This window comes from candidate division KSB1 bacterium, from assembly GCA_034506255.1.
GTDB lineage: Bacteria > Zhuqueibacterota > Zhuqueibacteria > Zhuqueibacterales > Zhuqueibacteraceae > Coneutiohabitans > Coneutiohabitans thermophilus.
Window position 1 is genome coordinate 469,315 of the sequence record JAPDPX010000001.1, and the last position, 20,568, is coordinate 489,882.

The following is a 20,568-nucleotide window of genomic DNA, read 5'->3' on the forward strand; positions in this document are numbered from 1 at the left end:
GCTCGTGCCCCCAAAGGGGTCTGCCATGAAAGCAGGGAGAAATGATGTTGCAACTTGATCTCGACCAATATACGATCAACGTCATCAAAGGCCTGGTGATGGACGCGACGCGGCATGCCGATTCCGGGCATCCGGGCGGCGCGATGTCGTCACTCGATTTTGCGTACACCGTTTACAAAGAATTTTTGCGTTATAGCCCCGGCGATCCGAAATGGTTCAATCGCGATCGCTTCGTGCTCTCCGCCGGCCACGAGTCGATGCTGCTCTATGCGCTGTTAACACTCGCGGGTTATCTCGGGCTCGAGGATCTCAAAAAATTCCGGCAATATGGCAGCCGCACGCCGGGGCATCCGGAGTCGTATCTCACGCCCGGTGTCGAGGCGACAACCGGCCCGTTGGGACAAGGCTTCGGCATGAGCGTGGGAATGGCGGTGGCGGAAGAAATTCTGGCTGCGAATTTCGGACGCGAGCTGATCGACCACTTTACTTACGTGGTTGCCAGTGACGGGGATTTGCAGGAGCCGATCTGCATGGGAGCCGCCGCGCTCGCCGGACATTGGGGGCTGGGCAGACTCATCGTGTTCTACGATAAAAATGAAATCCAAATCTCCGGTGCCACCCATCGCTGCGACACGACGAATTATGCCAAAGTATTCGAGGGCTTCAATTGGCATGTGCAGGAAATCGACGGTCACGACCGCAGCGCCATCCGCGCGGCGATTCGGCACGCGCAGAAAGTCGCAGACCAGCCCTCCCTCATTATCGGCCACACGGTGATTGCCAACGGCACGGCAACGCTGGCAGGCTCGGCAAAAACGCACGGCGAGCCTCTGCCGGCGGATGAAATTGTTGCAACGAAAAAGAAACTCGGTTTGCCGGAGCATCAAACTTTCTTTCTGCCTGAGGAAGTGCTCCGGCATTTTCGTCAACGCCATGATGAACTGGCGGCCTGGCAGCGCGCGTGGCAACAACGCCTGGATGCTGCGCGCAGGAATCCCGAATTTGCCGCACGCTGGGAACAATGGGTGGAAGGGAAAACCCCCGCCACGTTGAAAGTGCCTTCATTCGCCGGCAAGACCAGCCTGGCGACGCGCGTGGCCTTTGGCGAAACGCTGCAGGCGTTGGCGGGACAACTGCCCAATCTTGTCGGTGGCTCCGCGGATTTGGAGCCTTCAAATAAAACTGATTTGTTCCTGAAAGTGGCCGGCGACTTCACCCGCACGAACCGCAAAGGCCGCAATCTGGTGTTCGGCGTGCGCGAGTTTCCGATGGCCGCGATTTGCAATGGCCTGGCGTTGCACGGCGGCCTGATTCCTTTCGGCGCGACGTTTTTGATTTTTTCCGATTACGAACGCGCCGCGCTGCGCCTGGCGGCCTTGCAGCATCTGCGCGTCATCCATGAGTTCACGCATGATTCCTTTTATCTCGGGGAGGACGGTCCCACCCATCAACCCGTCGAGCAGCTCGCCTCGCTGCGCGCCCTGCCGAATTTCGTGGTGATTCGTCCGGCCGATGCAACGGAAACCACCGTGGCGATACAAGTCGCGCTGGAGCAGAAACACCGCCCGACCGCGATCATGCTCACGCGGCAGAATGTGCCGGTGCTGGAGCGCGGCAAATATCCGGGCGCGGAAAATTTGCGGCGCGGCGCGTACATCCTCTACGATTTTGTAGTAGACCCTTCAGGGTCAAAAGGCACGACGACGAAATCCTTTCAAGAGCAAACGCCCGATGTCATTTACATTGCCACCGGTTCCGAAGTGCATCTGGCACTGGCCGCGGCACAGCAAATCCCCGATAAAAAAATCCGCGTGGTCAACATGCCCTCATGGGAATTGTTCGACGAGCAGGACCAGGAATACAAGCAAATGGTGCTGCCGCCCGCCGTCACCGCGCGCCTCTCCATCGAAGCCGGTTCGACGTTCGGGTGGAAAAAATATACCGGTACCCACGGCTACGAGTTGGGCATCGATCATTTCGGCGATTCCGGCAAAGCCGGTGATTTGGAAAAGGCCTACGGTTTCACCGTCGAAAATGTGGTGCGCCTGACGCGCGAGCGTTTTTTGTTCAATTCCAACGGCCATTTCGATGCCTCGCAAATTGACTGGCAGGAAATTTATGCAACGGGCAGCGGCCCGGAAGAGGCGGATTGACGACTTTCGTAGTGGTGCCTTTGGGCAGGAAAGCGTGACTCTGAAGGATCTACTACAAAAGGTGTGACCCTGAAAGGGTCCACTGCAAAAGGGCAAAATGGAGATTCGTGACCTTACAATCATTGGCGGGGGGCCGACGGGACTGGCGGCGGTGTTTCGTGCCGGCATGCATGAAGCCACGGCGCGCATCATCGAGGTGCTGCCCAATCTCGGCGGACAAATGACGGCGTTGTATCCGGAAAAATTCGTTTTCGACGTCTTCGGCCTGCCCAAAATTCTGGCGCGCGATCTGGTGAAAAATCTGGAGGCGCAGGCGCTGCAATTCCATCCGGAAATTCATCTGGACGAGCTGGCAACCAACCTGCGCCATGTTGCAGCGGAGAACAGCGCAGACTTCCCGGCCGCCGGCGGGCAGGGCGGGGACACGCGCCTCATCGAAGTGACGACGACACGCGGCGTGTATCTCTCGCGTGCGGTGATCATCACCAGCGGCAACGGCATCATCAGCCCGCGCAAGCTGCCCAATGAGCGCGCCGATGAGTTCGAAGGCAGAGGCATCGTGTATTCGGTGCAGCGCAAGGAGAATTTTCGCAACAAGCGCGTGGTCATCGTCGGTGGCGGCGATTCGGCGGCAGACTGGGTGCTGAACCTGGCCGAAGTGGCCGCCGAAATAACCCTGGTCCATCGTTCGAACGATTTTGCCGCACACCCCGCCAGTGTGCGCGAGATCATGCAGCTCGCCAGCCGCGGCCGTGTGAAGGTTTACACTTCCACCATTATCGACGAGCTGCATGGCAACGAGCATCTGGAAGCCATCACCCTGCGTGATTGGCGGCAGAACCAGCACCGGCTCGAGCTCGATGTGTTGCTGCCGATGATCGGTTTCAAAATCAATCTCGGCCCGATTGCCACCTGGGGGCTCGAGCTGGAGGACAAGCATATCAAAGTCGATCCCCGCATGCGCACCAATCTCGCCGGCGTGTTTGCCGCGGGTGACGTGGCGACCTTTCCGGGCAAAATCAAGCTCATCGCCACCGGTTTTGCCGAGGCAGCGATGGCGGTGAAAAGCGCGCTGGAGTACATTCACCCCTCGGAAAAAGTGAAAGTCACCTACAGCAGCACCAGCGGCCTGCCGGCGGCCAGGATTTGATTGCCGGTAAAAACTTTTTTGTTGCTTTTTCCTCTCTCTTCCACTATCCTGCCTGCCTGAATCAACCAGCGACGACACTCCAATTTTCTCCCTGGCAAGTACAGCCTGTCACCAATTCAATGGCATGAGGTGTTTAAGGTTGCAACGCCATAATCTCATCGAATCGCCATAAAATTGGCCGGCCGGCCGGCATGGAAAAGCCCGGGTCACAAAAATCCTTTCACAACCACGCGAGGCAACTAACGAATTTTCATGGTGACAAATCCCGGCTTCGGGAAGCGCTCCTGTGGTATAACCTTTGCCAATTTTGCAATCATTAAAAAAATATTTTTCGGATGACACGGGATGACTATCGTAATCAGCCAGCGCGTCGATTGCCGGGAGATGTTTGGACCGATGCAGGTCGTGGCATTGCGGCGGGCAATCAATGCTCTGCCGGTCGGTCAAGTGTTGGAATTGATTTCGTGCGACCCGCATGCCCCCTCGGATTTTCCGGCATGGTGTCGGTGCACAGGGCATGAAATGGTCGACGTCGTGCAGCGCGGCAATGAATACCGGTTCTACATCCGCAAATCTTTTTAGGAGGCCAAGTATGGCACAAGTGAAACCCGACCAAACTTTGGATTGCACCGGCTTGCTGTGCCCCATGCCGGTGGTCAAAACGCGAAAAGTAATCAAAGACATGCAGGTGGGCCAGGTTCTCGAGATGATTGCGACGGATCCCGGCTCCATCCCCGACATGGAAGCGTGGGCGAAACAAACGCAACACGAGCTGCTCCTGGCGCAAAAGGAAGAGGGAGGGAAGTTCCGTTTTCTCATTAAAAAAACACACTGAGCCTGTGTGCGGGTAAATCTTCCGGCACTCCCCGACCTGCAACTTGCCAGCCTGCAAACGGGCAGACGTAAATTCACTTTTGAACCTTCAAAGACCGACTGGGCGGAAGGAGGAAAGTCATGTCCAAAGAAAACGGCAAACACCGCCTGGCATTGATCGCCAGCAAGGGCACGCTGGATTGGGCCTATCCGCCGTTCATCCTCGCCAGTGCCGCCGCCTCGATGGATTGGGAAGTGGGTGTCTTCTTCACCTTCTATGGCCTGCCGCTGCTGAAGAAAAAACTCGGCGCTGCGGTCTCTCCCGTTGGCAATCCCGCCATGCCGATGAAAATGCCTTTTGGGCCGAAGGCGTTCCAGAAGATCAACTGGCCGATGCCCAACCTGCTGATGTCCAATCTCCCCGGCTTCGAAAGCGTTGCCACCAGCTTGATGAAGCAAACCTTCAAAAAGAAAGGCGTGGCGACCATCGAGCAACTGCGCGCTGCCTGCATTGAAATGGACGTGCGTCTCATCGGCTGCCAGATGACGATGGATGTTTTCGGTTTCACCAGGGAAGATTTCATCCCGCAAGCGGAAATCGGCGGCGCCGCGACCTTTCTGGAATACGCGGCGGAGGCGGACGTGAGTTTGTTCATTTGAGCCCTGCAAAGCCGCCAAGGGGGACGCAGTGGGAGAATGGCTGCAGAGCAGATTCCCCTCTCTTCTGTTCTCATTTTTCGAAAATAGTGAATGTGGCTGACTGGACGCAAAAAGAAATCTTGCTGCGCGACCTTGCCCAGCTTTATCAGGATCTGGCGGGTGAATGGCTGCTCCTGGAAATTCTGGAAGGCGCGTCGGAACGGCTGCCGGGCAAGTTCCGATTGCACGCGCATCATTGTGACAAAGGCAAATTGCACGACTTCATGATGGAGCACGAGGGCTGGGACTGGAGCAAGAAATATCTCCTGGTGCAGGCTAATCCGGAGAAGCCGTGTGAGATTGAGCCTTGATACTGGATACTGGATGCTGGATGCTGGATGCTTGTTACTGGTTGAGGCAAGGGCAAGCAAAATTATCGCCAACGGATAGAAACAACCCAACTGATATAGCTTTTTTCATCCGTTGGGGGCTTTTTTCGATTTTTATTACAACCCCATTAGGTGGAGCAAATCGTGATTGACGGTGAAGGCAAAAAAATTCTCGTGATTCAAACCCATGGCGTGGAAACCCCGCGCCGCACCTATTCCCCCCTTTTTTATGCCATGGCGGCGGCGGCAATGGAAATGGATGTGATGGTGTGGTTCACCATGGACGGCACCAATCAACTCAAAAAAGGCGCGGCGGAGAAGGTGCAGCTCGATCCCACCAGCGACGTGACGCTCAAAACCATGCTTGAACAGGCGATGGAATCGGGTGTCAAATTGCGCGTCTGCCAGCAGAGCATGGCGCTGTGGAAGATGCAAAAAGAGGATCTGATCCCCGGCGTTGAAATTCTCGGCGCCACCAGCATCATCGATCTGGCGCTGGAAGCGGATCATGTGATGTATTTCTGATTTTGTAGTGGTGCCTTCAGGCACAAACTCGTGAGGACGCGAACGAGCCTGTGCACCAGAGGGCGCCGCCACAAAAAACATGGAGAGTTGACCATGCCCGACAAAGAAGAAATTCGCGGCTGCGCGATTCGCAAGGATCTTTATTATCGTGTCGAAGATCACACCTGGGTGAAAGTCAATGACGACGGCACTGTTTTCGTCGGCATGACCGATGTGGCACAGAACATGGCGGGGCCGTTGCTGCATGCCAAAGCCAAGGGCCCCGGCACCAAGCGCGACAAGGGCAAGCCGATCGCCACGGTGGAAAGCGGCAAATGGGTCGGCCCGGTGAAAGCCCCCATCTCCGGGGAGATCATCGAAGTCAATTCCAAAGTCGCGCAGGACGCCAAACTCATCAATCAAAGTCCCTACAACGAGGGCTGGATTGTAAAAATGAAACCCAGCAACCTGCAGGCGGAGCTGGCCGAGATGCAAACCGGCGAGGCGGCAGTGGAAGCCTACCGGCAAAAAATTGAAAAGGAAGATTTGAAAGCGTGTGTGCATGTCGAAGGGTTTGAGGCCTGATCCTGGTTGCCCTTACCTCTCTCCCTCTTGCTCATACTCATACTCATACTCTTACTCTTACTCGCTTTTAAACCGCCCCTGAAAAGCGAGCAGGAGTAGGAGCCCGCGTTTGAAAGGAACGATGCGGAGACCACAATGGCTCTCGATTTGACCGGCAAAAAATACGCGCAGGTGCCCTACGAAGAAAAAGAGCGGCTGTTCAACGAGGTGAAGGCAGATTTGCGCTATGAGGAATATTTGTACGGTTGCTATGAGTGCGGCATTTGCGTGGCTTCCTGCCCTTCGGCGCGCTTTTATGATTTCAGCCCGCGCAAAATTGCCCAGGCGGTCGCGCGCGAGGATGTCGATCTCGTTTATACCTTGATGAACGACAGCATTTGGGACTGCTCGCAATGTTTCTCCTGCGACCGCTGCCCGCGCAAAAACTCGCCCGGCGGCATCATCACCATCATGCGCGAAGTCGCGGTGAAGAACGGCTTGTCCAGCGCGCAAGCCGCGCTTGAAGGCTACGGCCGCGTCGTCTACAAAATCATGTCTACTGGCACGCAAGTTTCGCCCGACATGCTGCAGCCCAACGCCTTCCCGGATTGGGGGCCGCACGTCAAGGAAATCTCCAACAACCTCGAAGTCTGGCGCCGCGCCCTGCCGCCGGAAACCCTGCACACCACGGAAACAGGATGGAAGGTCGACGACAAAACCATCATCGAGCTCTATCTCATCTGGCACATGACCGGCGTGATGGACATGATCAAGGAAGTCGACGAAGGGCTGTTCATGATCTTGCAGGATGTGATGGAAGAACGATTGGAAGAGGCAGGATATGATGTAAGTTTTGAGTAAACTTGTGAGACGCTCAATAAGCGCCATTCTCCCGCTAGACCTGTTGAAGCTGATCAAGAGGCGCCAAACCGTGCGCCTATTTGATTCGGAAAAATCGGTCAGCGCCGCCTGTCTCAAACGCATCTTGACGGCAGGCAGGTGGGCGCCGTATGCATCCTATTATCCCCAGGGATGGAAATTTATCGCACTCAAAGGCGCGCCGCGCGACCAGGCCGTGACGATTGTTACCAAAAGCAAAACCATTCTGAAATACATTCGCACCATGTAGGAAGCAGCATCCTGGGGTGCCGAGGCGGAGAGTGAAGAGGATCAACAATGGAAGGAGCGCGCTCGGGATTTCGCCCAAAACCTGGGCCACGCGCTGGTGCTCATCGTTGGCCTGGTGCCGTTTGATGCAGCGCTTTCCATCCGTGGCACAATCTGGGTTCGGCGTGGGCGGCCGTGCAAAACATGATGCTCCAGGCGGAAGCCGTGGGCCTGGCGAGCGGCATCGTCACTTTTTATTCGCCCAGTGTTGAGCGCGAGCTTCTCGAGTTTTTGGGATTCGCCAGCGGGAAGTGGATGGTCGCCTTTCTGCTCAATGTCGGCCACCCTTGGGCGAAACCCCAAGCCATGCCACGCAAGGAAGGATTGTATGAAATCAGAGGCTAGAAGGCCATCGCCAAACCTTTACGATGATGGCCGGTGCGACGGAGCGCTGCTTCAGTAAAGGCAACGCGGAAAATTCGAGGCATAGAAGGATGACAAACTCAAGGGAGTAAACATCATGATCCCAGCCGAAGCCCTGGTCAAGCAGGCCAAGGATCGCCAGTTTGTGCGCACAGCGGAGCAGATTCCCACCGAAGACTTTCACGACATTCTTTTCGAGCTCGAAAAAGAAGGCGAGTGGGAAGTGCAGCGCGTGCCGGAGCCGTATGTCGAAGTACAAACCAAATATGGCCGCAAGAAAAAAATTCCCCTGCAACACACCTGGCATCACAAAAGCTGCGGGCAATGCGGCCACATTCCCGGTTATTCCACCTCGATTTTCTGGATCAACCGCCGGCTCGGTTTCGATTACATCGATCCCACCGATCAGACCTCCTGCACGGCCTGGAATTATTATGCCTCGGCCACTTCCAACGCCGCGGCGCAGGCCGCGGTGGCGATGCGGAATTTTGCAGCGGCGGCGGAAACCGGTTATTACCCCATCATCCATTGCGGCACCAGCTTCGGCCATTACAAGGAAACGCGGCAGCAGCTCATTCACAGCCCGGAGTTGCGCCGGCAGGTGCGTGACATTCTCAAACGCCTCGGCAAGAAATTCGTCATTCCCGAGGAGATCGTGCATTACAGCGAGTGGGTCTATGCCGTGCGGGACAGGATTGCAGAACGCCAGACACGCGACATGAGCAAGATCCGCGCCACCGTGCATCCCGCGTGTCATTATCACAAGCTCATCGCCGAGGATGCGATCTATGATCCAGAAATTTACGGCGCCCAGCGCTCGGCCATCGTCACCGGCACCCTGAAGGCACTGGGCATCGACGTCGCAGATTATTCGACATGGTTCGACTGCTGCGGCTTCGGCTTTCGGCATATTCTGGTCTCGCGCGATTTCTCGCGTTCTTTCGCGACCATGCGCAAGATCGAAGTGATGAAAGCGGAGGCCAATCCCGACGTCACCGTCACACACGACACCGGCTGCGTCACCACGCTGGATCAAAGCCAGTTCGCCGCCAAAGCGCACAACCGCAACGTCGGTGTGCCGGTGATGTCCGATTCGCAGATTGCGGCGCTGGCCATGGGCGCGCATCCCTACAAAGTTTTGCAGCTTCACTGGCACAGCACCGACAACAAGCCCTTCCTGCAAAAGGTGGGCATCGACACGGAGAAAGCGTGGCAGGAGTTCGAAGCCGCGGTTGAAAAGTTAAAAAGTGGCGAACAACAATATCTCACCTGGGAAGATGCAGATGCCTGAGCAACCCATTTTGATCATCGGCGGCGGCCCCGCCGGCATGGAGGCGGCACGCGCCATTGCGGATCTTGGCTATCACGCCATTCTCGTGGAAAAGCGCAGTCGTCTTGGCGGCACGCCTGACGATGCCGGATATGCCGCGCTCACGCCGGATTTTCGCAACGCCGGCGAAGCGATGGCGGAGATGGCGGCGCGCATCGAAAACAATCCGTTCGTGCAGATCAAGCTCAACTCGACCGTCACCGCGGCGAGCGGCAGCGCCGGCAATTTTGAAGTCACGCTTCAGAACGGTGCGACGGCGGAGCAGGTAAAAGCCGGCGCGGTGATCATTGCCACCGGCTTTCAACATTTCGATCCCGGACGCGAAACGCAGCAGTATGGCTACTACGAGTTCGACGATGTGATCACGCTCGTTGATCTTGAAAAGATGCTGAAAGCCCACAAGGTGGTGCGGCCTTCCAACGGCAAGCCGCCGGAGCGACTGTGCTTCATTCAATGCGTCGGCTCGCGCGACCGGCAGATCGGTAACGAATACTGCTCGAAAGTCTGCTGCGGCATCGCCTCGAAAGAGGCCATTGAAGTGCGCCAGCAGTTGCCCAACTGCAAAGTTTTCATCTTCTACATCGACATGCGCATGTACGGCTATTGGGAGAATCAGATTTACTGGCCGGCGCAGGAGAAGTACAAAGTCAACTACGTCAAAGGCATCGTGACCGAGGTGTTGAAGAAGGGCGACCGGCTGTTGATTCGCGGCGAGGACACGACCATGGGCCGCCCGATGGAAATTCCGATGGACATCGTTGTGCTTTCCGTCGGCATGGAGCCCAGCGCCGGCACGCGCGAGCTGGCGAAGATTTTTGGCGTACAGCAAAACAAGTATAAATTCATCGAGACCATCGGCGGTGCCCTGGACACGGTCACCACCAACGTCGAAGGCGTGTTTGCCTGCGGCGCTGCCACCGGTCCGGCAGATTTGGAAGACTCGGTTTCCTCTGCCGCCGCCGCGGCGATGAAGGCGATAGCGGTGGTGCGCAAGCATCACGTGAAGGCCGCGGCATGAATGCCAGGGGAGCAATCCTCGAGGGGCAACGGCGCGCAAGGAAGCTTCATTACTTTCCGCCGGTCTTTTTCACCCCTTTTCAGCAGGGAGTTTTTTCTGCTCAACCGGTTTTTCTTCCCAAAACTTTACCAGCGGAAGTCGGCACGATGGGCCAGGTGGTTGACACGGAAAGCGCCAAAGAGTTCATGCGCGAGGCGCTGGAGAAAGTGGCCAGCGAGGAGTTGTTGCAAATCTGCGGCGAAGTGGAGCTGAAATCGCAATGGTTTCGCGAGAAGTTGGAGCGTGAGGCCATCCCCAGGCTCTCCTCCGCAGCGTATTTTTCGCTGTTGCGCCGCATTTTCGCCACGCGCCGGAAAGCCGAGACGATTCTCAAGCAATTTCCCCTGGAAGATCTGCGGAGTTGGACGTGGGACTTGCTTTACGGGGCCGGTGAGGTCAAAACACGCTTTCAAAATTTCGTGGACAAATTCAACGGCATCGAGGACAACATCAAACGCGATTTTGCCAGCGAGATTTTGCACTTCACCGACCCCGAACGCTACTGGCTGTGGACGCGCTGGATGTGGGATCCCAAAACCAAAACCGGCGCGCTGCCCCTGGTCACGCATGCGGCATATGATTTCAGCGGTGACACGGCGGGCGACATTTACCTGCGCGTCGGCGAAGCCGTGGCCTTCGTGCATCACGTCGGCGAAGCCGCGGGTTTTCAGACGATCAGCAAAACCATCTTCGGCACCGATGTTTTTCTGAGCTGCGTGTACGTCGTGTATGTTTACACCGTGCTGCGCATGCGCATGACGCAGGAGTTCAACAAAGTGATGCCGGGTTTGCCGGAGTTTTCGCGGAGGTTGCTGGGGGTTTATCACAAGCCCAATGCCCCCTCGGAGCAGCGCCTTTAGGCGCGGAAGGAAATCTGAAGGTCAACTGCCTTCTCAGCCCGCGTGCCTCAAAGCACGATTACAAAACATGTTCACGGAGCAAGCCGCATGGGTTCTCTCTTATCCGTTGACAAAGATCGCATCATCGAAAAAGAGCACGTTGTCCAGGAAGGCCTGGATATTTCCGGCCATTGGAACCGCATGTTTGAGCAGCGCGTGATTTGGGATTACACGCCGGAGCTGATCGAGAAGGTCACCGCGCTCGACAATGCCGAGTCCTTTGGCTGGTGCTACCAATGCGCCCAGTGTGTGCCGGTGTGTCCGGTCGACATCGTCGGCGATTACGGCCCGCGCAAGATTTTTCGCAGAGTCCAATTCGGCATGGATTTGTTCAACAGTCCGGATTTGTGGCAATGCACCACCTGCATGAACTGCCTGCGCGTCTGTCCAAAGGAAGTGAACATGATTAAAATCATGCCGGCGGTGCGCGAGCAGGCGGTGCTCAATGGCTACGTGCCGAAAGAGCTGCAAACCATGTTTCAAAACTGCGCCGAGTACGGCAACCCGCTCGGCGAGTCTCCCAAAAAGCGCGCGGACTGGGTGAAAAGCGCGGGCGTGCCGGTGCCAATCATGGCGCAGATCAAAAAGCCGGTGGATGTGCTCTGGTTCGTCAGCGATTATCCGAGCTATCACAAACGCGGCATCGATGCCTCCAAGGCTCTGGCGCGCATATTCAATGCCCTGGGCGTGGATTTCGGCATTCTCGGCGCCGAGGAAAAATGCGATGGCGACTCGCAGCGACTGGCGGGTGAGCCCGGCTTGTTTGAAGAACTGGCGACCCACAATATCAAAACGTTGAAGAAATATAAATTCAACAAAATCGTCGTCACTGATCCACATGCACTCAATGCCTTCCGCAAAGAATATCCCAGGCTCGGCGGCCAATTTGAAGTTGAGCATTACACCACCTTTCTCGCCGCCAGGCTGGACCGGCTTCAACCCCTGTTGAAAAAAGAAGTCAGGCAAAAAGTCACTTTCCACGATCCGTGCTATCTCGGCCGGCACAACGGTGAGTTCGAGTCGCCGCGCAAGTTGTTGCGCGCGATTCCGGGCCTGCAATTCACCGAGATGTGGCGCTGCAGGGAGAACGGCTATTGCTGCGGCGGCGGCGGCGGTGGCATGTGGCTCGATGGCTTCATGGCCGATCACGTTGTCGAGCGCCTCTCCGAACGTCGCGTGCGCGAAGCCGTCGAAACCGGCGCCGAAGTGCTCGCTGTCTGCTGCCCCTATGAAGTCTCCCGTTTCGAAGATGCGGTGAAATCCACCGGCAATGAAGGGAAGCTGATCGTCCGGGATATTGTGGAATTGTTGCAGGAAGCGATGCGGCAATAGTGGAACAAATTTTACACTCTCGTTTCAATTCCGGCTTGATATAACCTGAATTTTGCACGGGTCGTGTTGTCCTCACCTTGCCAATCGATTGGTGGGTAGCGCCTTCAGGCGTTTTCAGCTTTGAGCCTGGGAATTCATTCTCAGCGAAAGGTTGATTTTGCGGGCTGTTTCGTCGGCAAGCGTGAACATCTCAGATGTGGACCGGCATTGGGTCACATGCCCCCATTCCAGAGAGTTGCAGCAGCCGATCCAACGGCAGCTCTTCGCGGGTATTGTATTGTGGACCAGGGAAAAAGAGACAAGATGACCACTCGCCTCATAAAAATTCCCCATTGATTTTTCCGGGCTTTTTGAATCTAGAAGAAATTGATCGATCGCTGCCCTCGGTTTCCGGTGCTGACGCTTGCTGCGAGCCCAAAGCAACATTCTGCGGGTTTGGGAAATTCCCGGGAAGAAAAACGGTGAAGCGTTTCATCGTGAATAATTGCAAGCCGGGGTGGCTGACGAAATTTCGATTTTGGGCAACAATGTTGTTTCCATTCATCATAACTGCTCAGCATGTCCTGCTGAGAGTGCCACAATTCTGCAGGAGAACGAATGAACATTCTTGTTCCCATCAAACAGGTCCCCGATCTCGTCGAAGAATTGGAGATCAACGAAGAAGGCACCGATCTCAATCGCGACGCGGTCAAATACAAAATCAACGAGTTTGACGATCACGCGCTGGAAGAGGCGCTGCAACTCAAAGCCGAAGTCGGTGGCACGGTCACGGTGCTTGCACTCGACGGCGATGAAACCGACAAGATGCTTTATACTGCGATTGCCAAAGGTGCGGATAAAGGCGTGAAAGTCACCGGCGATTTCGCCGGCGGCGTGACTTCGCACGTTGCCGCGAAAGCGATGGCCAATGCCATCAGCACCCTGCCTCATGATTTGATTCTCACCGGCGTGCAGGCGGTGGATGATCGCGACGGCCAAATGGCGGTGCTGCTCGCGAATTATCTGGGCGTGCCGCATGTGAGCGTCGTCACCGGTGTGAAAGTTGATGGCGGCAGGGCCATCGTGCACAAGGAATATGCCGGCGGCGTGATGGCCGAGTTCGAAGTCGATCTGCCCGCGGTCTTGGGTATCCAGGCGGCGCGCGAAACGCCGCGTTATGTTGCCGTGAGCCGTGTGCGGCAGGTTCAAAAAGAGGCGACGTTGGAGGAGGTTGAAGCCGGTGATACCGCAGTTGCTGCCGGTTCCAGTGTGCGTCGCATGATGAAACCGGAAAAGGGGAGCCGGGCAGAAATGATTGAAGGCAGCCCGGAAGAAATCGCGGACAAGATTGTGGCGTTGATGAAAGAGAAGGGGTTGAAGAAGTAAGTTTCGTAACAGCGCCTTCCGGTGCGCGCACGTGCTTGCATCCTAACTTTGAAGGGTCTACTGCAAAATAGGAATCATTCATGAGCCAAGACATTTTCGTTGTCGCGGAACATTTGAAAGGCAAGCTCGCCGATGTGACGTTTGAAATGCTCGGCAAAGGCAGGGAGCTTGCAGATGCCAGAGGCGGAAATCTCGTCGCTGTGCTGTTGGGCAATGGCGTGAAAAATCTCGTCACCGAAATGGGCATTGCCAACCGGGTGATTTCCGTCGAACATGCCAGCTTGGAAAATTTCAACCCGGAAACTTACAGTACGGCACTGGCGGAAGTCATCAGAGCCAAATCGCCTGCAGCGACACTGGTTGCGAATTCCTCCATGGGGATGGATCTGGCTGCGGCACTCTCAATCAGGGCCGGTCTGCCACTCGTGGCTTATGCGATCGATGTGAAAGTCGAAGACGGCGCGCTCGTTGCCACCAGCCAGCTTTACGGCGGCAAGCTGAATGTGGAATCACAATTTTCTGCGGAGGGTGCGGTCGTCAGCATGTTGGCCGGCGCGTCATCAGCAGATAAAGGCCGTGCTACCGGCTCACCCGCAGTTGAAGATTTTGCTCCGCCTTTGTCGCTCGCTTCGCCAAAAGTGCGCTTTAAGAAAATGATCGAACCCGAAGGCGGCGACGTCGACATCACCACCAAGGAAGTTCTTGTCAGCGTCGGCCGCGGCATTCAGAGCGTTGACAATATTCCGCAGATGCAGGAGCTGGCCGACGCTCTCGGCGGGGCGCTCTCGTGCTCGCGCCCGATCGTCGACAGCAAATGGCTGCCGAAGACGCGGCAGGTCGGCAAATCCGGCGTGAAAGTCAAACCGAAATTCTATCTTGCACTCGGCATCAGCGGCGCACCGGAGCACATCGAAGGCATGAAAGACGCCGAGCTGATCGTCGCCATCAACTCCGACCCCAACGCGCCGATTTTTGACTATGCGCATTACGGCATCGTCGGCGATCTGTTCGACATCGTCCCGCTGCTCACCGAGAAAGCGAAGGCTTGATGCTCGCGGCTTGTTGCCGAAGGTTCTTAACCAGCAGAGGCAGGCATGACAACTCCCGCAAAGTTTCAGATTCCGAATGACCGCTATTACGACGGTGTGAATCATCTTTGGGCAAAATCGGACTCCACCACCGGTCGCATCGTCATCGGCATTGACGAATTGGGCCTGCAAGCCCTGGGTGATTTGGTTTATATCACGCTCAAGGAGGTCGGCACGCCGGTGAAGCGCGGCGAAGCGGTCGGCACGCTTGAGGCGGCGAAGATGACCGGGGACATTATCGCGCCCGTGAGCGGCATCTTGATTGGCCGCAACGACAGCGTTCTGCGCGATCCGACTTTGGTCAATCGCGATCCGTACGAGAAAGGCTGGATTGTTTCCTTCGATCCGACGGATTGGAAAAAAGAATCGGCGGCGCTCGTCTCCGGCGAAGCGATTCCGGCGTGGGTTGAAGCGGAAGTGGAGCGTTATCGCATGCAAGGATGGATTTAGTTTGCTGTGTTGCCTTTGGGCATCCGCTTGCAACAATAAGCAGGAGATGACGATGAACGAAGAACAGGTCGTTAAGACGTGGAACAAACACGCACAGCATTATGACGAGGTTTACAAGAAAAATCAGTTCTATCGTCGAATGATGGAGAGAATCGTTGAATTGGCTAATCCCAATGGAGATGACATCGTTCTCGGCATCGGAACAGGGACGGGGGCTCTGGCGAAGAAAATTGCGCCCAAGGCGAAGAAGGTGATTGCAATCGATATTTCGGAAGAAATGTTGGCGACTGCCAAAGAAAAGCTCGAAAAAGAGGGCATAACAAACGTTGAGTTCAAAGTAGGAAGCTTTATCGATCCCAATATTTCGGAGAAGGTTGATATTATCGTCTCCAATCTGGCATTTGAATGGATTCCTGGCAGGGATAAAAGAACGGCAATCGACAGGATGCACAGCTTGCTAAACGATTCCGGAAAAATTGTGTTGGGAGAAAGAATGTTTGTCGCCGATCCGCAGAAGCAAACCGAGAGATTAACCCAGGCGATGCACGACATCAGGACATGATGTCGGAATTCTTGGGCAAGCCGATGAGCAAGGCTGAAAATGGAACAGAAAATCGAAAAGATGCAAGCCAGGATTGATCCAAAGACGGCTGCGACACTGGAGGAAGAGTTTCGCAGAGATCGTGGCGAGATCATGGGCAGAGCAGAAAATTTGAAAAGACTATTTTTTGAAGAGCGTAGATTTGTCGTCGAGCGCGTTGAAGAGATAACGCCGGTGACAGGAATAATTTGCGCGCGAAAAGCATAGACGTTCCCATTCAAAATGACTTGGCGCTTAATTACTGACGACAACGTCTCCGCTTCGTTCGGCCTCGCTGCTGATGACGCCCTCGCCCAAAGAGTTGGCATCGGCGCCTCGCCGCCAACGTTGCGCCTCTATACCTATCGCTCGCATTGCGCGCTGGTCGGGCGTTTTCAAAATATCGAAAACGAAATCCACCTCGATTATTGCCGCAGCCATGATATCGCCGTCAATCGCCGGCCCACCGGCGGCGGCGCGATCATCATGGGCGAAAATCAATTGGGTGTTGCGTTGATGATTCCCGCCGGCGGCGAAGACACGTATGGCCGCGCGCGCGAGTTGATGGAGAAATTTTCCACCGGTCTGATTTGGGCGTTGCACCAGCTTGACGTGCCGGCGCAATTCCGCCGGAAAAACGACATCGAAGTGCACGGCCGAAAAATCGCCGGCCTCGGCATTCATCGCGCCGGCAATGGCGGCTTGTTGTTTCATGCCTCGCTGCTGGTCGATCTCGACGTGCCGCTCATGCTGTGTGTGCTCAACACGCCGTTCGAGAAAATCTCCGACAAGGAAATTGCCACGGTTGCCGCGCGCACGACGACGGTGCGTCGTGAACTCGGGCGCCTCATTTCGCTCAATGAAGTCCGGCTCAAGGTTGCCGAAGGCTACGCGCGCGCTTTCAACACCGACATGAAGGGTGGAGATTTTACCGCGGAAGAGTTGAACGTCATCAACAAGCTCGAACAGGAAAAATATCTCAGCCGTGATTGGATTTTTCAGGCCACGGCCGTGTCCGATGCGCGGGGCGCGGCAAAAATGAAAACGCCCGGCGGCTTGCTCGAAGTGAAAGTCACCCTGGCGGGCCGTATGTTGAAAGCTGCGTATGTCACCGGCGATTTTTTTGCCGCGGAAAATGCCATCGCCGATCTCGAAGCGAGTTTGCGCTGGCATGCGAGCGCGCCCGAGGCGATTGCCACAACGCTGCAGCGAGTTCATGCGAAACATCAAAATGAATTGGGCGCGATTCCTTTGCGAATGTTGATTGAAACCGTTCAGGCGGCGGTCGAGCAGGCGCTCGCTGCTGAGGCAAATCCTTACGGCTGTTTCGTCAATCCAGAGGCCGCGCATGCCTGACCTTGTTCCTCTTTACACATCCAAACCTGCTTTGCCGCCCGTCATGCCTGACCCCGCCTGCTGGGTGATTCGCCGCACACATTTTCCCGATCACATCACCTTTCACACGCCCGGACTCAAAGGCTACAAGACCTCCGAATACGACGGCCACAACGCGCAGGAGTTCGTCTCGATCAGCATCACTGGCACGGCCTGCGCGTTGGGCTGCGAGCATTGCAAAATGAGCGTGCTCAAGGGCATGATGGCGCTGCCGCAATTCGAGGGCTCGTTGTTTGATTTGTGCGCCGCTCTCGCCCGGCGCGGGGCACGCGGGGTCTTGATCTCCGGCGGCAGTGACCGGCAGGGCCGTGTGCCGCTGCTGCCTCACATTCCCGACATGATTCGCGTTCGTCGCGAGTTGGGACTCGCCCTGCGCGTTCACGTGGGTTTGCCCGATGAAGAAACATGCGAGGCCCTGGCCAAAGTCGGCATTGACGGCGCGATGATCGACGTCATCGGCCATCAAGACACAATTCGCGAAGTTTATCATCTCGATTCGACGCCGGAAGCTTATGAAACCGCGCTTGAACATCTCGCGCGCCACAATGTTCCAACCGTGCCTCACATCATTCTCGGCTTGCATTTTGGCCGGATGTTGGGTGAATGGCGCGCGCTGGAGATGATCGCGCGCCACCCGCCGAAAATTTTGGTGCTTGTGATTTTGATGCCGCTCAACGGCACGCCGATGGCGGTGACCAGGCCGCCGTCTCTGGATGAGATCGGAAATTTTTTTGCGACTGCGCGCAAAACGCTGCCCGCCACGCCGGTGATGTTGGGGTGCGCGCGGCCGCTGGGACAAATCAAATTCGATATTGATCGCCTCGCCATCGACGCCGGCTTGAATGGCATCGCTTATCCGGCGGAGGGCATCGTCGATTATGCCCGGCAGAAAAGATTGACACCGAATTTCATCAACGCCTGTTGTGGGGTGACGTGGTGAATTTTGTAAGCGCGCCTTCAGGCGCTGGAACAGTAGTGGACATAGTCCTAGAATTTTGTATGAATTTGGCCGCCTGAACTCGGAGTGCAAAACTTCAGTTTTGCGATGCTGCAGCCTCGCACGCCGTTCAGATGAGTAAACTTTCACGTGTTGGATAACAGCCCCCGAAGGGACTACTGCGAAAAATTGAGGAATCCATGGCCAAAGTAACGATCCCCTCTTACCTGCAAGCGGAACAATTTCAAATCAGCCCGGATTATGTGCGCATCAGCATGGCGGCGGCGATCGAGCTGCGCTTGAAGCCCGGCCGTTTGCTGCGCGATTGCCGTTGCGGCTGCATCAACCTGCTGCAGAATTATCCCGAAGGCTGTTATGCCAATTGCACCTATTGCGGCCTCGCGCGCGAACGGCCCGGTGTGCCGGAAGACAATACGTTCATTCGCGTGGCGTGGCCGCTTTATCCGACGGATTTGGTCGCCGAGAAAATCGCGGAGAAGGAAGCGAAAGACGGCGTGGGTCGCGTTTGCATTGCGCAAGTGCAGGATCATCGCGCGTACGATGATTTGATCGACATGACGCGGCGCATCCGGCGCGTTGCCAAAGAAGTACCGATCTCCGCGTTGGTGAGCGCCACGACGCTGAACGAGGAGCGGCTCTACAAAATCAAAGAGGCCGGCGCGGACATTATCGGTGTCGGGTTGGATGCGGCCTCCGAAGAAGTTTTTTATAACACGCGCGGCAAAGGCGCGCGCAGCCCGCACGATTGGGATCATCACTGGCAGATTATTCGCGCCGCGCGGCGCCTCTTCGGTCCGATGAAGGTCAACTGCCACATCATCGTCGGCCTCGGCGAGACTGATCGCGAGCTTGTCGATTTGTTTTATCAGCTCAAATCCGAGCAAATTGCCGGTTATCTTTTTTCATTCAATCCCGAACCCGGCACGGCGATGCAGGAGGCGCCCCGCGCGCCCATTCAGCGCTGGCGCCGCATTCAACTCGTCAAGTATCTCATCGAAAATTACGATTTGCCACCCGATGCCATTGAGTTCGACGCGCCCGGCAACATTGCCCGGCTCGAGGCGCCGGATATTGGCGTGGACGCCGCCATCGACACCGGTTTGCCGTTCATGACCAATGGCTGTCCGGATCGCGATGGTGTCATGGCTTGCAACCGGCCGTATGGTTCGTATCGTCCCGGCGAGGAATACCGGGATTATCCTTTTGTACCCAACACGGATGATTTGGTGGTCATTCGCAAACAGATGAAGCTCGACGAAGTGTGGGCGAAAATTTCGTAGTAGTGCCTTCAAGCGCAGACTCTGACGGGTCTACTGCAAAAAATTCGACTCCCATCCGCCTGCTGAACCTCGGCCTCACCGAATCCTGGCGCACGCAGGCGGTGTATCACGCGGTCGCGGAGTTGATGCACGCGGAGGCTCCGGATACCATCATCATCTGCCGGCCGCAAACACCGTATTTGTGCCTGGGCTATCATCAAGTTTTCGACGCCACCTTTGATCGTGCCGAATGCGTGCGCCGCAACCTGCCGGTGTTCCGCCGCAGGCTCGGCGGCGGCGCGACGTATTTGGATGCGAATCAGTTGTTCTATCAATGCGTTTTTCACCACCGCCGCGTGCCGGTTTTGCTGAAGGCGCTTTATCAACGCATGCTCGCCGCGCCGGTGGCGGCTTTGCGCCGTTTGGGCCTCAACGCGGCATTGTGCGATCTCAATGAAATCGAAGTTGCCGGCAAACGCATCGCGGGGACGGGCAGCGGGCGCCTGGGCGAAGCCGCGGTGGTGGTGGGAAATTTTTTGTTTGATTTCGATTACGAAACGATGGGGCGGGTCTGGCGCGTGCCGGGCGAATCGTTTCGCCTGCTGGCGCTGGAGGCGATGAAGGATCGTCTCGTCACGCTGCGGCAGCTTGGTTCCTTTGCAGTTGCCGCAGTTGAAAAAATCCTGGTGGAAGAGTTTGAAAGGACGCTGGGACGGCCGGTGCTGTCCGGCCGCTTGACAGCGGTGGAGGAGGCCCGCAGCCGCGAGCTGGCAGCGCAGCTGACTTCGCCGGCATATTTGAATTTGCATCGCGGGCATGGCGAAGTCGAGCCCCAGCAGGAGTTGAAAATTTCAGCGAATGTTTTCATCCGTGCCGCGCAGACGGTGTGCAATGGACACGTCATGTGGGCGAGCGTGCGGGTTGACCACAATTGTGTTGCGGTGGCGCGTCTCGACTCGCAGCCGCCACAGAACTGGCAGAAGCATGAAGCGGCCATGGCCGGCATGCCGTTTCAGGGATGGCAAAATTTTTGGGAAAGTTTTTTTCAGGTGGCTGCGGCGATCCCGCCTGCCGGATGCAACATGGTCGCGTAGCCGCGCCGGCCGGCATTGG

24 protein-coding genes are annotated in these 20,568 nt (G+C 56.3%); 23 read left to right on the forward strand and 1 reads right to left on the reverse strand.

Annotation, left to right across the window (positions count from 1 at the left end; translation table 11 throughout):
* Window positions 1-41: 41 nt before the first annotated feature.
* From tkt to ONB52_02015, 14 genes are all read left to right on the forward strand, one after another.
* A complete protein-coding gene (gene tkt / locus ONB52_01950) occupies window positions 42-2,153 on the forward strand; it encodes a transketolase (GenBank protein MDZ7414902.1) in 2,112 nt (703 codons plus the stop codon).
* Window positions 2,154-2,250: 97 nt separating this feature from the next.
* On the forward strand, window positions 2,251-3,303 hold the full coding sequence (locus tag ONB52_01955) for an NAD(P)/FAD-dependent oxidoreductase (protein ID MDZ7414903.1): 1,053 nt from the start codon (window positions 2,251-2,253) through the stop codon (window positions 3,301-3,303).
* Window positions 3,304-3,895: 592 nt separating this feature from the next.
* Entirely contained in the window at window positions 3,896-4,138 is a 243-nt protein-coding gene (locus ONB52_01960) for a sulfurtransferase TusA family protein (GenBank protein MDZ7414904.1), read from the forward strand.
* 119 nt (window positions 4,139-4,257) lie between these two features.
* Entirely contained in the window at window positions 4,258-4,776 is a 519-nt protein-coding gene (locus ONB52_01965) for a DsrE/DsrF/DrsH-like family protein (GenBank protein ID MDZ7414905.1), read from the forward strand.
* Window positions 4,777-4,868: 92 nt separating this feature from the next.
* On the forward strand, window positions 4,869-5,126 hold the full coding sequence (locus tag ONB52_01970; GenBank protein ID MDZ7414906.1) for a hypothetical protein: 258 nt from the start codon (window positions 4,869-4,871) through the stop codon (window positions 5,124-5,126).
* Between the two features lie 162 nt (window positions 5,127-5,288).
* Window positions 5,289-5,669: a DsrE family protein gene (locus ONB52_01975; GenBank protein ID MDZ7414907.1), complete on the forward strand. Its 381-nt coding sequence runs from the start codon at window positions 5,289-5,291 to the stop codon at window positions 5,667-5,669.
* A gap of 93 nt (window positions 5,670-5,762) precedes the next feature.
* Window positions 5,763-6,233: a glycine cleavage system protein GcvH gene (gene gcvH, locus ONB52_01980; GenBank protein MDZ7414908.1), complete on the forward strand. Its 471-nt coding sequence runs from the start codon at window positions 5,763-5,765 to the stop codon at window positions 6,231-6,233.
* A 135-nt stretch (window positions 6,234-6,368) separates the two neighbouring features.
* Window positions 6,369-7,073 (forward strand): 4Fe-4S dicluster domain-containing protein, encoded by a 705-nt coding sequence (locus tag ONB52_01985; protein MDZ7414909.1) that lies wholly within the window; start codon window positions 6,369-6,371, stop codon window positions 7,071-7,073.
* Window positions 7,074-7,077: 4 nt separating this feature from the next.
* Entirely contained in the window at window positions 7,078-7,341 is a 264-nt protein-coding gene (locus ONB52_01990; GenBank protein MDZ7414910.1) for a nitroreductase family protein, read from the forward strand.
* Between the two features lie 152 nt (window positions 7,342-7,493).
* Window positions 7,494-7,724, forward strand: coding sequence for a nitroreductase family protein (locus ONB52_01995; GenBank protein ID MDZ7414911.1), 231 nt, complete (start codon window positions 7,494-7,496; stop codon window positions 7,722-7,724).
* Between the two features lie 115 nt (window positions 7,725-7,839).
* Entirely contained in the window at window positions 7,840-9,033 is a 1,194-nt protein-coding gene (locus tag ONB52_02000) for a heterodisulfide reductase-related iron-sulfur binding cluster (protein ID MDZ7414912.1), read from the forward strand.
* Window positions 9,026-10,090: an FAD-dependent oxidoreductase gene (locus ONB52_02005; GenBank protein MDZ7414913.1), complete on the forward strand. Its 1,065-nt coding sequence runs from the start codon at window positions 9,026-9,028 to the stop codon at window positions 10,088-10,090. The genes ONB52_02000 and ONB52_02005 overlap by 8 nt, the downstream gene beginning before the upstream one ends.
* A gap of 146 nt (window positions 10,091-10,236) precedes the next feature.
* Window positions 10,237-10,989: a hypothetical protein gene (locus ONB52_02010; GenBank protein MDZ7414914.1), complete on the forward strand. Its 753-nt coding sequence runs from the start codon at window positions 10,237-10,239 to the stop codon at window positions 10,987-10,989.
* 87 nt (window positions 10,990-11,076) lie between these two features.
* Complete coding sequence (locus ONB52_02015) at window positions 11,077-12,360, forward strand: heterodisulfide reductase-related iron-sulfur binding cluster (GenBank protein ID MDZ7414915.1); 1,284 nt, start codon at window positions 11,077-11,079, stop codon at window positions 12,358-12,360.
* Between the two features lie 316 nt (window positions 12,361-12,676).
* Here ONB52_02015 and ONB52_02020 read toward each other — a convergent pair whose 3' ends face one another.
* Window positions 12,677-12,907 (reverse strand): hypothetical protein, encoded by a 231-nt coding sequence (locus tag ONB52_02020; GenBank protein MDZ7414916.1) that lies wholly within the window; start codon window positions 12,905-12,907, stop codon window positions 12,677-12,679.
* A 50-nt stretch (window positions 12,908-12,957) separates the two neighbouring features.
* Here ONB52_02020 and ONB52_02025 point away from each other — a divergent pair, with 50 nt between their 5' ends.
* The 9 genes from ONB52_02025 to ONB52_02065 all read left to right on the forward strand — a co-directional run bounded on the left by ONB52_02025 (window position 12,958) and on the right by ONB52_02065 (window position 20,549).
* A complete protein-coding gene (locus ONB52_02025; GenBank protein ID MDZ7414917.1) occupies window positions 12,958-13,725 on the forward strand; it encodes an electron transfer flavoprotein subunit beta/FixA family protein in 768 nt (255 codons plus the stop codon).
* An 80-nt stretch (window positions 13,726-13,805) separates the two neighbouring features.
* On the forward strand, window positions 13,806-14,774 hold the full coding sequence (locus tag ONB52_02030) for an electron transfer flavoprotein subunit alpha/FixB family protein (GenBank protein MDZ7414918.1): 969 nt from the start codon (window positions 13,806-13,808) through the stop codon (window positions 14,772-14,774).
* Window positions 14,775-14,819: 45 nt separating this feature from the next.
* The gene (locus ONB52_02035) at window positions 14,820-15,263 is read left to right on the forward strand and encodes a glycine cleavage system protein H (GenBank protein ID MDZ7414919.1); all 444 of its coding nucleotides are present in this window, start codon (window positions 14,820-14,822) and stop codon (window positions 15,261-15,263) included.
* Window positions 15,264-15,315: 52 nt separating this feature from the next.
* Window positions 15,316-15,825, forward strand: coding sequence for a class I SAM-dependent methyltransferase (locus ONB52_02040; GenBank protein ID MDZ7414920.1), 510 nt, complete (start codon window positions 15,316-15,318; stop codon window positions 15,823-15,825).
* 39 nt (window positions 15,826-15,864) lie between these two features.
* Complete coding sequence (locus ONB52_02045) at window positions 15,865-16,071, forward strand: hypothetical protein (GenBank protein MDZ7414921.1); 207 nt, start codon at window positions 15,865-15,867, stop codon at window positions 16,069-16,071.
* 15 nt (window positions 16,072-16,086) lie between these two features.
* Window positions 16,087-17,199, forward strand: a complete 1,113-nt coding sequence (locus ONB52_02050) for a lipoate--protein ligase family protein (GenBank protein MDZ7414922.1) — start codon at window positions 16,087-16,089, stop codon at window positions 17,197-17,199.
* 43 nt (window positions 17,200-17,242) lie between these two features.
* Entirely contained in the window at window positions 17,243-18,178 is a 936-nt protein-coding gene (locus tag ONB52_02055; GenBank protein ID MDZ7414923.1) for a radical SAM protein, read from the forward strand.
* Window positions 18,179-18,375: 197 nt separating this feature from the next.
* Window positions 18,376-19,476, forward strand: coding sequence for a radical SAM protein (locus tag ONB52_02060; GenBank protein ID MDZ7414924.1), 1,101 nt, complete (start codon window positions 18,376-18,378; stop codon window positions 19,474-19,476).
* Window positions 19,477-19,478: 2 nt separating this feature from the next.
* A complete protein-coding gene (locus ONB52_02065) occupies window positions 19,479-20,549 on the forward strand; it encodes a lipoate--protein ligase family protein (GenBank protein MDZ7414925.1) in 1,071 nt (356 codons plus the stop codon).
* The last annotated feature ends 19 nt before the right edge of the window (window positions 20,550-20,568 follow it).